Source organism: Streptomyces yunnanensis (assembly GCF_029011865.1).
Lineage (GTDB): Bacteria > Actinomycetota > Actinomycetes > Streptomycetales > Streptomycetaceae > Streptomyces > Streptomyces yunnanensis.
Genome location: NZ_CP095749.1, coordinates 708,037 through 720,638, shown reverse-complemented (window position 1 = coordinate 720,638; position 12,602 = coordinate 708,037). Strand labels below are relative to the sequence as shown.

At 73.9% G+C, this 12,602-nt stretch carries 9 protein-coding genes; 5 read left to right on the top strand and 4 right to left on the bottom strand.

Features of this window, described 5'->3' with window-relative positions; translation table 11 throughout:
* Positions 1–72: 72 nt before the first annotated feature.
* Positions 73–1,293: a M20 metallopeptidase family protein gene (locus tag MOV08_RS03210; protein ID WP_275306111.1), complete on the top strand. Its 1,221-nt coding sequence runs from the start codon at positions 73–75 to the stop codon at positions 1,291–1,293.
* Between the two features lie 67 nt (positions 1,294–1,360).
* On the opposite strand, the gene MOV08_RS03205 is transcribed toward MOV08_RS03210, so the two are convergent.
* The 3 genes from MOV08_RS03205 to def all read right to left on the bottom strand — a co-directional run bounded on the left by MOV08_RS03205 (position 1,361) and on the right by def (position 3,914).
* Positions 1,361–2,014 (bottom strand): DUF4360 domain-containing protein, encoded by a 654-nt coding sequence (locus MOV08_RS03205; protein WP_039629346.1) that lies wholly within the window; start codon positions 2,012–2,014, stop codon positions 1,361–1,363.
* Between the two features lie 178 nt (positions 2,015–2,192).
* Positions 2,193–3,068, bottom strand: coding sequence for an NAD(P)H-binding protein (locus MOV08_RS03200; protein ID WP_275311685.1), 876 nt, complete (start codon positions 3,066–3,068; stop codon positions 2,193–2,195).
* A 183-nt stretch (positions 3,069–3,251) separates the two neighbouring features.
* Positions 3,252–3,914 carry a peptide deformylase gene (gene def / locus MOV08_RS03195; protein ID WP_039629343.1) on the bottom strand — a complete coding sequence of 221 codons (663 nt, stop codon included), beginning with the start codon at positions 3,912–3,914 and terminating at the stop codon, positions 3,252–3,254.
* A gap of 106 nt (positions 3,915–4,020) precedes the next feature.
* Here def and MOV08_RS03190 point away from each other — a divergent pair, with 106 nt between their 5' ends.
* On the top strand, positions 4,021–4,626 hold the full coding sequence (locus tag MOV08_RS03190) for an ArsR/SmtB family transcription factor (RefSeq protein ID WP_039629341.1): 606 nt from the start codon (positions 4,021–4,023) through the stop codon (positions 4,624–4,626).
* Positions 4,627–4,832: 206 nt separating this feature from the next.
* Positions 4,833–6,449, top strand: coding sequence for a peptide-N4-asparagine amidase (locus tag MOV08_RS03185; protein WP_275306109.1), 1,617 nt, complete (start codon positions 4,833–4,835; stop codon positions 6,447–6,449).
* A 59-nt stretch (positions 6,450–6,508) separates the two neighbouring features.
* On the opposite strand, the gene MOV08_RS03180 is transcribed toward MOV08_RS03185, so the two are convergent.
* Positions 6,509–7,228 (bottom strand): TioE family transcriptional regulator, encoded by a 720-nt coding sequence (locus tag MOV08_RS03180; RefSeq protein WP_275306107.1) that lies wholly within the window; start codon positions 7,226–7,228, stop codon positions 6,509–6,511.
* 253 nt (positions 7,229–7,481) lie between these two features.
* Here MOV08_RS03180 and MOV08_RS03175 point away from each other — a divergent pair, with 253 nt between their 5' ends.
* Together MOV08_RS03175 and MOV08_RS03170 are read left to right on the top strand one after the other, a co-directional pair.
* Positions 7,482–7,670 carry a hypothetical protein gene (locus MOV08_RS03175; protein ID WP_275306106.1) on the top strand — a complete coding sequence of 63 codons (189 nt, stop codon included), beginning with the start codon at positions 7,482–7,484 and terminating at the stop codon, positions 7,668–7,670.
* The gene (locus MOV08_RS03170) at positions 7,667–12,517 is read left to right on the top strand and encodes a CHAT domain-containing protein (protein ID WP_275306105.1); all 4,851 of its coding nucleotides are present in this window, start codon (positions 7,667–7,669) and stop codon (positions 12,515–12,517) included. The genes MOV08_RS03175 and MOV08_RS03170 overlap by 4 nt, the downstream gene beginning before the upstream one ends.
* Positions 12,518–12,602: the final 85 nt, after the last annotated feature.

Below are 12,602 nucleotides of genomic sequence, written 5' to 3'. Positions count from 1 at the left end.
ACCTTCAGCCTGGACTCGGGTACGGCCGGACCGTACCAGGCAACCCCCGGAGCAACAGGAGTGGGATTCGACATGTCGGCAGTGGAGCGCGCCAAGGAACTGCAACCCGAGTTGGAGCGGCTGCGCCGGTCGCTGCACCGGGAGCCGGAGTTGGGCCTTGCGCTGCCGCGCACCCAGGAGAAGGTGCTCGCGGCGCTCGACGGGCTGCCGTTGGAGATCACCCTGGGTACCGGCCTCACCTCGGTGACCGCGGTCCTGCGCGGCGGGCGGCCCGGCGGCGCGGTGCTGCTGCGCGGCGACATGGACGCCCTGCCGGTCACCGAGGAGAGCGGCGTGCCGTACGCCTCCGAGATCCCCGGCCGGATGCACGCCTGCGGACACGACCTGCACACCGCCGGACTCGTCGGCGCGGCCCGGCTGTTGGCCGAACGCCGGGACCGCCTGCACGGCGACGTGGTGTTCATGTTCCAGCCCGGCGAGGAGGGCCACAACGGGGCCGGCGCGATGATCGAGGAGGGCGTGCTGGACGCGGCGGGCAAGCCGCTCGACGCGGCGTACGCGCTGCACGTGGCGTCCAACCAGGTGCCCGGCGGCGTGGTCATCACCCGCTCCGGCACCATCACCTCGGCCTCCGACCTGCTGACGGTGACGGTGCGGGGCGAGGGCGGCCACGGCTCGACGCCGGCCACGGCCAAGGACCCGGTCCCGGCGGCCTGCGAGATGGTCACCGCGGTGCAGAACTGGGTGACCCGCGCCTTCGACATCTTCGACCCGGTCGTGGTCACCGTCGGCACCTTCCACGCCGGGACGAAGGCGAGCGTCATCCCCGACACCGCCGAGTTCCAGGCCACGGTGCGCAGCTATTCCGAATCCGCCCGGGACCGGCTCGCCGAGGGACTGCCCCGTCTGGTGCGGGCCCTCGCGGCCGCCCACGGCCTGGAAGCGGAGGTCGACTACCTCCGGCACTATCCGGTCACCGTCAACGACACGGACGAGACCGCCTTCGCGGTGGCCACCGCCCGCGACCTGTTCGCGCCCGGCGAGGTGTGGGAGTCGCCGGTACCCACCAACGGCTCCGAGGACTTCGCGTACGTCCTCCGGCGCGTCCCCGGCGCGATGCTGCTGGTGGGCGCCGCCCCCGAGGGCAGCGACTGGCAGCACGCGCCGATGAACCACTCGCCGCGCGCCGTCTTCGACGACCGGGTGCTGTACCGGCAGGCGGCGCTGCTGACCGAACTCGCCGAGCGCCGGCTCGCGGCCACCGCGCCGGCCGAGCCCGCCGTGGCGGGATGACACCGCCGCCGCACGCGTGGGGCCCGCACGCGTGCGGCGTACGGGCCCCGGCCGGTCTCCGTCCCGGCTACTTGCGCGCGGGGCACTCCTTCCACGCGAAGTGGTAGAGGGTGTTGATGCTGCCGTCGGTGGAGTCCATGGCCATGTAGCTGGTGGCCTTGGGGTCCGCCCCGCTGCCGTCCAACCTCAGTTCGGTGTTGATGTTGAAATAGCGCTCCTCGCCGCAGGGTGCGTAGACCAGCTGGTCCACGTCGGTCTCGTCCGAGGTCTGCCAGTTGGTGTCGTAGGGGCCGGCGAAGCTGTGGCTCTTGCGGGCCGTCTCCGGCTGGCCCTGGAAGTAGTAGTTCGCCTGTTCCAGGCCCTTGGCGCCCGGTGCCAGCGAGGCGTAACCGCGGTAGTCGGCGCGCGCGATGGCGTAGGTGAAGCCCTGTGGGACGTGCACGTTCAGGGCGATCTGGCAGTTCTTGCGGGCGTCGGTCGGTTTGCTGCTGCCGCCCGCCTGGGCGAGGTATTCGCTGTAGGTGACGGTGAAGGCGGTGTTGTCGGGGGCGACGGCCACGGCGGCGCTGCCGGGTCTGCAACCCGATCCGTTGACCGTGGCGACGGTTATGGTGATCTGCCCGGTCGGCGGATCGTCGCCGAACCGTGCCGGTGTGGTGGGGGATGCCGATCCGAGGAGCAAGGATGCCACTGCGGCACCAGCACTGAGCGTGCTGAGCATGGGCTCGTCCTTCCGGTCGTCCTGGACCCGCGGTGCGGGCACACCAGGGGTGGGGGTGGCGAGTGCATGCCAGCACGGGGATCTCGGCTTGAACAGCTCTGCACCCGAGGATTGGGGCGAACCTACGCCTTGATTCGGACGCCCGGGGCACGGGCCGAACGTCTCCCGGGCCCGCCCCTCAGACGAAGTCCGCGGCGTGCTCGGCCACCCACTCCCGGTACGTGCGCGCCGGCGCGCCCGTCACGGCCTCGACGGTGCCGGTGACCGTGGGGCGCGGCGCCGTCATCATCTGCGCGTAGCCGTCGAGCAGCGGGTCCACGAACGTGTCGGGAAAGCCGTCGTCGGCGAGGAGTTGTCGGCGTGCGGCGTCCCGGGACAACTCCTCCCAGCGGAGCGGGCGGCCCAGCACCTCACCGATGATGCGCACCTGCTGGGCCTGGGTCAGCACCTCCGGCCCGGTCAGGGCGTACGCGGCCCCGGCGTGGCCGCCCTCGGTCAGCGCCCGCACCGCGACGTCCGCGATGTCCGCCTCGTGCAGCAGCAGCGTCGGCAGTGCGCCGAAGGCTCCCCGCACCGCGTCGCCGGCCCGGACCTGCCCGGCCCACCACCGGGTGTTGGCGGCGAAGGCGCTGGGCCGCAGGTGGGTCCATGCCGGTACGGACTCCTCGATCCGCCGCTCGACGGCCCGGTGCCACCGGCCCACCGGAGTCGACTGCGCAGCGGGCTCGACGCCGTCCTGTACGGATCCGGACGAGAGGAAGACCACCCGATCCGCGTGCCGGCCGATCGCCGCCACGACCGCGTCGGCCGGCTCGGCACTGTGGAACGGCCACATCAGGAAGACCGCGTCGACCCCCTCCGACGCCGCCGTCAGACCGGCCGCGTCGGACAGATCGCCCCGCCTCACCTCCACCACCGGTGGCAGCGCCGCCGTCTCCGGGCACCGGGTCAGCGCCCGGACCTCGTACGCCCCCGCCGCCACGAGCCCCGCGGTCACCCTGCGCCCCACGTTCCCCGTCGCCCCCGTGACCAGAATCCTGCGCACGGCACTCATCGACATCCCCGCTTCCCGCGCCCCGACGCCACCGGTCCCTCCGGTGCGTTGGGCACGCGCACACCCTCGCTCCGCGGCCCTGGGAAACCACAGCCAGACCCGCATTGATGACGAATACCGTCAAAGGAGCGGTGGACCCTGACGAGATCCGGCGCGGCGGGGCGCCCGCGCCGCGTGGTCCGGTCATCCGCTCAGGAGTGCGGCCTTGCGGGCGCGTTGGGCGAGGACGGCCTCGCGGCGGCCGTCCATCTGCCGCAGCGCGTCCTTGCGGTCCCGCTTGGCGAGCCGGTCGAGATAGGTGTGGCCGAAGAGGTGGTCGGTCTCGTGTTGCAGACACCGGGCGAAATAGCCGGTGCCCTCGATCACCAGGGGCCTGCCGTCCTTGTCGAAGCCCCGGGCGACGGCCCGGTCGGTGCGGGGGACCGCCATGGTCGCGCCGGGGACGGACAGGCATCCCTCGGCATCGTCGATCAGCCGGCGGTGTCCCGGATCGGGCAGTTCGAGAACGGGGTTGACGAGGTGGCCGACGTGCCTGATCCCGTGGTCGTCCGGGCAGTCGTAGACGAACAGCCGCAGATCCACCCCGACTTGGTTCGCGGCGAGGCCGGCGCCGTCGGCGATGTGCATGGTCAGGAACATGTCGTCGATCAGCGCGGAGAGTTCGGGGGTGCCGAACTCGGTCACCTCGCGGCACGGACGGCCCAGGACCTCCTCGCCCACCACGGTGATCCGGCGTTCCGACCCCCGTTCGGCCTCCGGCGGCAGAGCGGGGTGGGAGTCGACCGGTTCGCCCTGGACCCGGACGCGCCGGTCGTCGGGACCAGGCCGGTCGGTGTGACGTGACATCGTGCTTCCCCCTCGTCCCGGGCCGCCCGCCGGCCGTGCCGGGCGGTGCGGTGCTGCCGGGTCATCGGACTTGCATGGAGCTTTGCAAAGTAGCAGACTTTGCAAAGTGACTGAAGACGACCTCACCACCGCGCCCGGCCGGACCGCGCGGACCGATGGGGAACTGCCCGCGCACGAGGTCCGCACCGCCCTGCTCGACCTGCTCGCCGAAGTCGGCACCGTCACGGCCACCGAGGCCGCCGCGCGACTGGGCCACAGCTCCGGGCTCTGCTCGTTCCACCTGCGGCAGCTCGCACGCCACGGCCACATCGAAGAGGCCCCGCACAGCGGTGGCCGCGCGCGTCCCTGGCGCCTGCGGCGGTCGACCCCCGTGGCCGGCCCGTCCGCGGAGGACTTCGGCGACCTCGCCCGTGGCCTGGAGGACGAGAGTTGGCAGCGCTGGCTGGAGCAGCGCGGCCAGGTGCCGGCCGACTGGCGCCGCGACGAAGCCTTCAGCGCCGTGGCCTATCTGACACCGGAGGAGATGAGCCGGGTCGCCGCTGCGATCCGCAAGGCACTCGCCCCCTACGGCGACCGCGAGCAACGCCCGCTGGCACGGCCCGAAGGCGCCCGTCCGGTGGCGCTCATCACCCGGTTGTTCCCGCTGCTCACCGACGCGCAGCCGGCCCCGCCCGCCGACACGACGGACGACGGCACCGCGGGTCGGGACTGAGGCGGGCGCGCGGGCACGGGGCCGTCCATGGCGCCAACGGGCCCACCCTGCTGATGGCGTGGGTCCCGTTGATCGGGATCGTCCGGTACCGCTCCTGCCCGGCGAGGGCCTCCACTTGGCGCGATCCCGCGCTTTTTCGTGCCGGCGCCGGATCCGGCCAACGGGGCACTGGTGTGCGGGAGCACGACGCGCTTCACTCCTGTCCCATGAGACGTGTGTTTCTCACTCTGTGCGCCGCCGTCACCGGCCTGGTGCTGGGAGTGGCCCCGGCCACCGCCGCGGAGCCGCCCACCGAGTTCGGCACCCACTGGCACGACCCGGTCACCGCGGGTCCACCGGTCTCCGTCCCGGACACCCCGTCCTGCCAAGTGACGGTCGCCGACACCGAATTCCGCGACTACACGCCCTACAAGGGGACCTACACCCCGCCCGCCAAGTGCGGACACCGCTGGAACAAGGTCGTCCTGCGGCTCGAAGGGTCCGTCGCCGGGCGGCAGTTCGACCGCCTGGGCTATCTGCACATCGGCGGCGTGGAGGTCCTGCGCACCTCGACGCCCGAACCCTCTCCCGAGGGCATCACCTGGAAGGTGGAGAAGGACGTCACGCGGTACGCCCCCACGCTGCGCGTCGGCCAGCCCGTCGAGATGCTCATCGGCAACACCGTGGACGGCACCTACACCGGCGTCATCAAGGTCAAGGCGACGCTGACCTTCTACACCGCGCGGGGTCCGGTGAAGGAGGCCGCCACCCCCGACAAGGTCCTCACCCTGCAGGGCGCCCACACAAAGGGCGCGGTGTACGAGGGCCGACTGACCACGCCGCGCAACAGCGAACGCATCGTCGCGGAGGTGTACGCCACCGGATCGGGCGGCGGCTGCGAGGAGTTCTGGTACCTGACGGTGCCGGACCCGGCGTCGTACTCCTGCAAGGCCAAGGACGGCCCGTACCGCGAGGTGCAGGTGACGGTGGACGGCGAGCTCGCCGGCATCGCGACGCCCTACCCGACCGTGTGGACGGGCGGTTGGTCCAACCCGTTCCTGTGGTACGTGATACCCAGCCCCCGCGCCTTCGACGTCCACCCGGTCGAGTACGACCTCACGCCCTTCGCCGCCCGGCTGAACGACGGACGTCCGCACCGGATCGCCGTCTCGGTCGTCGGACTGCCCGCCGGGCAGGACGGCTGGAGCACCCCCACCAACATCCTGGTCTGGCAGGACGCCAAGGCGGCGCGGGTCACCGGCGGGCTCCTCACCCGCCGGGAGAGCGACCCCGTCAACAGGACGGCGTACGAGCCGGGCGACGAGCGCCGGCTGACCGCCGAGGGGCGACACTCCCTCACGGTCGCCGGATACCTCGACACCTCGCACGGCCGGGTCACCACGACCGTCGACCGCAGCCTCGCCGCCGACTTCGTGCACCGCTGGAACGCCGACGAGTCCACCGACGCGCTCCGGGCAGGCTGGCACGACGACGAGAAGGTCACCGTGCGCGGCTCCGGCCCCGCGACCACCACCGCGACCCGGCGCGCCTACACCATGGACGGCGCGACGACCGTCGGCACCGGCGACCGCCTGCGCACCACCATGACCATGGGCGACCGCGCGGACCACGCCACCCTGCGGGGCGGCCGGGTGACCGACTGGGCGCGGTCGGACGACACCTACACCGGCGACGCCGCGTACCACCAGAACGTGCCCCGCGAGCAGCGGCACGCCACCGGCGTCTCCCGCGAGCGCTACCGCCTCCACGGTCCGGGTACCTGCTACGACCGGACACTGGCCACGGCCCAGGGGGAGTTGACGGAGGACCGCTCCGGCTGCTGAACCGGTCGGTCGCCGGGCACGCTGCGCCGTGCCCGGCGACCGCCGCCGGCACTGCCCCGTCAGCGCACCCGCAGGTACGCGTCGAGCAGCGCGGCCGCGCCGAGCATGGCCAGGCCCCGCGCGGTGAGCTTCCGCTGCCAGTCGTCCAGGGCGTCGGCCAGGGTGTCGGTGCCGCCGGCGGTGCGGATCTGCTGGACCACGGTGGAGATGTGGTCCAGCGGATAGCCCCCGCGCCGGAGGAGGTGGGCGAGCTCCGCGTCGCGGATGTCGCCCGTGCGAAAGAGGCGGTATCCGGTGACGCGGTCCCGTGCCGGGACGAGGATGCCGGCACCTTCCCACTTGCGCAGGGTCGCGGGCGTGACACCGAGCCGGTGCGCGAGTTCGCCGATGGTCCGGGCCTCGGCGGATGCCGCGGGAGCCCCGGCGGGTGCTTCCGCGGCGACGGACTCCGCGGTCAGGTGATCCACCGCCTTGCGCACCGCGTCCAGCGTCTCCCGGTCCCGGAGCAACTGGTGATGACCCCGGTCGATGAGCGCCAGGGCGTCGTCGAGCGCGTCCCGGTGCAGTGCGTGCATGATCTGGCCGCCGGTCGCATGCCCGTAGGCCGGGACGAGCGCGAGGAAGGCGCGGAGCGCTGCCGCGTGCACCGCGGTGTAGATCCGGTAGCCGCTGCGGGTGCGCTCGGCGGGTGGCAGGAAACCGTCCCGCTCGTAGTTGCGGACCGCCTGGGCGGAGATGCCGTGCTCGCGCGCGAGGTCGGTGGGTCGCAAGGTGATCACGGTGTGGAGACCTTACCGCAGGGCGGGTCTGGCGAGGCCGCCGAACCTCGCCACCCGATGACGTGCGCACCGTGCGCTCCGTCTGCCGCGCGGACGCCCCGCGCCCGGGATGCCGCTCCCTTTCGCCCCCGTATCCCGACCGACCGCCGTAGTGTGGTCCACCGCGGCAGCCGCACGATCGAGCCGTAGATCGACAGCTGTGGGGAACCACGGTGCGAAATCTGCAGTGGCGGAACAGGCCAACGGGGGTGTGATGGTGCAGCCGGCGGACGTGGGGAACGGGGACGCGCACCGCACGCAGGCCGGCCGGATACAGGTCGGGAACGCGGGCGCCGCCGTGGCGGCCTGGGCGCTGGTCGTGCGCCGACGGGGAGCGCGGCTGCCGGCCCGGGACGTTCCCGACGCCGGATCCGCCGCCTCCGGAGGGAGGACCACCGGATGACGGCCCATCACATGGCGGCGGAGGACGCGGCCCGCCGCATCCTGGAGCGGGTGGAGCGGGTGGATGCCGACCCCGACGCCCTTCGCTGGTTCCTCGGCCCGGAGGCCGCCGCGGCCGTCGAGGCGGTGCGGGCCGACGCCGTGCTCCCCGACGGCAGCGTGCGGGCCCTGGCGCTGTACTCCCTCGCCTACGCCGACTGGTGCCGCTACCTCGCCGGCGACGGCCAGGACCGGGCCGCGCTCGGCTCGGCCGTGCTGTCCTTCGCCGGCCTGGGCGACCTCGGCCACCTGCCTCCCGTCCTGCGCCCGCTCCTGGACACCCTCGCCGGCCGACCCGCCGGCGCCGCCACCGACCCTTCCCTCGCCTACGAAGCCGGCGTCGGCGCCTCGTTCGTCCATCAACAGAGCCGGCACCCCGCCGCGTCTCGCGCCGCCGAGACCCTGCTGCGACACGCCACCGCCGGCTTCCCCGCCGGCAGCGCCGAACAGGGCACCTGCCTGTCCGACCTCGGACTCGTCCTCGTCCACGCCTACCGCGACGGCGCCGGCCCCGAGGCATTGACCGAAGGAGTCCAACTCCACCGCGCCGCCGTCGCGGCAGACCCCGTCGACCAGGACGAACAGGCCCGCAGACACGGCAACCTGGGCTTCGCCCTCCGACTCCGGGCCAGTGCGACCAAGGACCCGGAAGCGGCCCGGGAGAGCGTCGCCGTCCTGCGGACGGCCGTGCGGCTCTGCTCCCCGGACACGCCGAACCACCTGCTGTTCCGTGCCTCGCTCGGCTCCGCGCTCGCCACCGCCGCGCTCACCCTCGACGACCCCTCCCTGCTGCCCGAGGCGATCGACCTCCTGCGGGCCGCGGCCGCCGCGCCCACCCCGACCTCGCAGCCCGCCGCCGTGCTGTCCGACCTGGGCCTCGCCCTGATCATGCGCGCCATGGAAGGCGGTGACGACGCCGACCTGTACGACGAGGCCATCGCCACCTGTCGCCGCGCCGCCGACGCCGCCCCCAACCCCGTCGAGCGCGCCGTCTACCTCACCAACCTCGGCCTGGTCCTCGAAGGCCGGGCCCTGCGCACCGACCGCGCCGACGCCCTGGCCGACGCGTACGCCGCCGCCCGTGACGCCGTCGACAGCGCACCATCGGACCACCCGGTGCACGCCCAGGCATGCGTCGTCCTCGCCGGGGTGCTGCGCTCCCGCAACACGGCCACCGGCCGGCTCGCCGATCTGGACGAAGCCGTCGCGCTCGCCCGGCGGGCGTTCGAGACCACGCCGTCCGAGGACCGCCGACAACGCGTCTTCCGCGGCACGGAGTTCGCCGACCTGACGCGGCTGCGCGCGCTCGCCACCCGGACCCCCGACGACCTCGCCGAGCCGATCGCCCTCCTGCGCGACCTCGCCGGAGAGGTACCGGAAGACTCCGCGGAGCGGGCCGGAGTACTGTTCCAACTCGCCCGGTGCCTGACGGCCACCGGCCGCAACGACGGCCACATCGGGGCCGGACGGCCCACCGACATCGACACCCACGTCGCCGACGAGGCGAACGACTGCTTCCGTGCCTGCCTGGCGCTGCCGCCCCCCAACCGCACCTTCGAGGCCGCCGTACGGTTCGCCCTCGGCATGGCCCTCGCCGGCCGCGCCGGTCTCGACGCCCCGGCGGCCTGGCAGGAAGGGGCCGACGAGATGCGCCGGGGCATCGCCCTGCTCCCGGCCGACGACCTGCGCCGCTCGGAGTACCTCTCCGACTGCGGCAGCGCCCACCTCCAGCGCGCCGCCGACACCGGCACCGCCCGGCTCTACGAAGAGGGGCTGCGGCTGCTGCGCGAGGCACTGGCCTGCGCACCGCGCACCGGCGCCTCCGAAAGGGCCGTACGCCACTCCAACCTCGGCGCCGCCCTGGCGACGTTCGGCAGGCGCACCGGGGACATCGACCTGCTGGCCGAGGCGGTCCGGGCCCACCGCGCCGCCGTCGTCCTCACCCCACCGGATGACCACTTCCGCGTGCACCGTCTCGGCAACCTCGGCGACGCCCTCCAACACCTCGCGGAGGTCCGCTCGGACCGGGCCCTGCTGACGGAGGCCGTCGAGGTGCTGCGGGAGGCGGTGACCAGCGCAGGACCGACCACGCCCAGCCGGCCCGGCGCCCTCACCCGCCTCGGTCACGCGCTGCGTTCCCTCACCCGCTTCACCGGCGACCGCGCACCGCTCCGGGAGGCCATCCAGTGGCACCGGGAAGCCTGCACCACATCGGCCGGACCAACCGCCCCAGGGGCGTTGCTCGGCCTGGCGAACGGACTGATGGAGCACTACTACTCCACCCGCGACGAACGGATCCGCACGGAGGCACTGGAGCAGTACGCCACCGCCCTCGCCGCCACCCCCGCGTCCTCCGACGACCGCTTCCTCGTCCTCACCAGCTTCGGCCACGCCGCATGGGGCCGCGCCGCCGACACCGGCGACGAGGCACTCATGGACGCGGCCATCGACCGGCTCCGGGAGGCCGCCGCCACCGTGCCCACCGGCCACGCCGCACACGGCAACATCCTGACCAACCTGGCCGTCGCCCTGATCCAACGCGCCCAGATCACCGGCGACCGCACCTGGCAGGAGGAGGGCGTCGCCGTGGCCCGCCGCGCCGTGGACGAGGGCCCGCCGGACGCCTTCGACCGGGCCGGCCTCCTGAACAACCTCGCCGAGGCCCTGAGCGGCTGGTACGACATCACCGGCGACACCGCCGCCGCCGACGAGGCGGCCACGCTGCTGCGCACGGCGATGGCACGCGACCACGGCGAACGCCTCGGCACCGAATTCGCCGCGCTCAACCTCGGGCTGCTGCTCCAGAACCGCGCCTTCACCGAGGAACACACCGGCGCCCCGCAGATCGCCGAGGCCCGGCAGGTCCTCGAAACGGCGGTCGCCGGTCTCGGCCCGGACCACCCCTGGCGCTCCTTCGCCCTGACCAACCTCGCCGCCGCCCACCTGGCCGCCGCGCAACTCGCCGAGGACGCCACCGATCCCACCGTGGCGCAGTCACTGCACCGGTCGGTCACCGCCGCCCGGCAAGCCCTCGACGGCACCCCGGACGGCCACCCCGACCAGGCCCGCGCCCAGTGGGTCCTGGCCTCCGCGCAGATGCGCCGCGCCCTGCTCGGCGAACGCGTCGACCTGGAGGCGGCGGCCCACCTGGCACGGCAGTCCGGGCAGAACCCGGCCTCGCCCCTGCCCGTCCGCCTGTTGGCCGCCCGCACCTGGGGCGAGGCGGCGGCCCACGCCGGATGGGAGTCCGGCGCCCTGGACGGCTACGCCTACGCCGTCGAACTGCTGCCGCACCTCGCCCCGCGCAGCCTCGCCCGCACCGACCAGGAGGACCGGCTGCGCGCCAGCACCGGTCTGGCCAGCGACGCCGCCGCACTCGCGCTGCGCGCCGGCGACCCCGCGCGGGCCCTGGCGCTCCTGGAACAGGGGCGCGGCGTGCTGCTCGCCCAGAGCCTGGAGAACCGCACCGACGCCTCCCGGCTGCGCGCCGTCGCCCCGGCCCTCGCCGCCGAGTTCGAAGACCTCCGCGAGCACCTCAGCGCGCCCGCGCGTCCGCTGGCGATGCTCGACTCCGCCGGCACCGTCGTCCCTCCGCACGCCGCGCAGCGGTCCGGGCGCGACGCCGAGGCCCGGCACGCCCTGGCCCGTCGCTGGGACGAACTCCTCGCGGAGATACGGGCGTTGCCCGGCTTCGCCGACTTCCTCCGCCCGCCCGCGCTGCCGCACCTGCTCACCTCCGCCGCCGACGGCCCGGTCGTCGTCCTCAACGTCAGCGCCTACCGCTCCGACGCCCTCCTGCTGACCGCCGACGCCGGTATCGAGGTGCTCCCGCTGCCCGGCCTCGACCCCGGCGCCGTCCTGGACCGAGCGGCGGCCTTCATCGAAGGCGTCGACGAGGCGTACGGCGAACACGGCGTCCCCCGCGCCGTCACCGCGATGCGCACCCTCACCGAGACCCTGGAATGGCTGTGGGACACCGTCGCCGCGCCCGTCCTGGACCGGCTCGGCCTGCGGACCGTCCCGGACGACGGCGAAGCCTGGCCGCGGGTGTGGTGGTGCCCCACCGGCTGGCTGTCCTTCCTGCCGCTGCACGCGGCCGGCCGCGGTGGACCCGACTCCGGCACGTGGGTCCTCGACCGCGCCGTTTCCTCGTACACACCCACCGTGCGCGCCCTGCTCCAGGCGCGCAGCCGCCTGGACCGCGCTCCCCGGTCGCGCCCCGCCCCACTGGTCGTCGCCCTCGCCGAGACCCCGGGCGGCACTCCGCTACCGGGCGCCTCGCGCGAGGCGGCCCTGCTGGCCGACCTGTTCCCCGCGGGGCGGTTCCTGACCGGCCCCGACGCCACGGTCGAGGCCGTGGGCCGGGCACTGGCCGCACACTCCTGGGTGCACTTCAGCTGTCACGGCGTCAGCGAACTGCTCACCCCCTCGGACAGCGGGCTGATCCTCCACGACGGCCGGCTCACCGCCTTCCAGGCCGCCGCTCAACGCCCGGGCAACCCGGAACTCGCCGTGCTGTCCGCCTGCTCCACCTCCCAGGGCGGCATCACCCTGCCCGACGAGGCGGTCCAGTTGGCGTCCTCCTTCCAACTCGCCGGATACCCGCATGTGATCGGCACCCTGTGGACCGTCTCCGACAAGCTGGCCACCCACCTCATGGAGGAGTTCTACGCCGCCCTCTGCGACGACCTCACCCACCACCGCCCCCTGGACCCGGCGTCGGCCCTGCACCATCCCCTCCGCTCGCTGCGCGACCGCTTCGCCCGGGCTCCGCACCTCTGGGCAGCACACATCCACACCGGCGCCTGAACCGGGACCGCACCCGAACGACCGCTCAACCGCTGCTGAACCTCCGCCGCTCTCCTCTGCCCGCCTCCGTCATCCCGCCGCCTCC

What these genes read in the sequence shown, in the direction of transcription:
- MOV08_RS03210 (WP_275306111.1), top strand. Translation starts at nt 73, where the DNA reads ATGTCGGCAGTGGAGCGCGCCAAGGAACTGCAACCCGAGTTGGAGCGG.
- MOV08_RS03205 (WP_039629346.1), bottom strand. Translation starts at nt 2,014, where the DNA reads ATGCTCAGCACGCTCAGTGCTGGTGCCGCAGTGGCATCCTTGCTCCTC.
- MOV08_RS03200 (WP_275311685.1), bottom strand. Translation starts at nt 3,068, where the DNA reads ATGAGTGCCGTGCGCAGGATTCTGGTCACGGGGGCGACGGGGAACGTG.
- def (WP_039629343.1), bottom strand. Translation starts at nt 3,914, where the DNA reads ATGTCACGTCACACCGACCGGCCTGGTCCCGACGACCGGCGCGTCCGG.
- MOV08_RS03185 (WP_275306109.1), top strand. Translation starts at nt 4,833, where the DNA reads ATGAGACGTGTGTTTCTCACTCTGTGCGCCGCCGTCACCGGCCTGGTG.
- MOV08_RS03175 (WP_275306106.1), top strand. Translation starts at nt 7,482, where the DNA reads ATGGTGCAGCCGGCGGACGTGGGGAACGGGGACGCGCACCGCACGCAG.
- MOV08_RS03170 (WP_275306105.1), top strand. Translation starts at nt 7,667, where the DNA reads ATGACGGCCCATCACATGGCGGCGGAGGACGCGGCCCGCCGCATCCTG.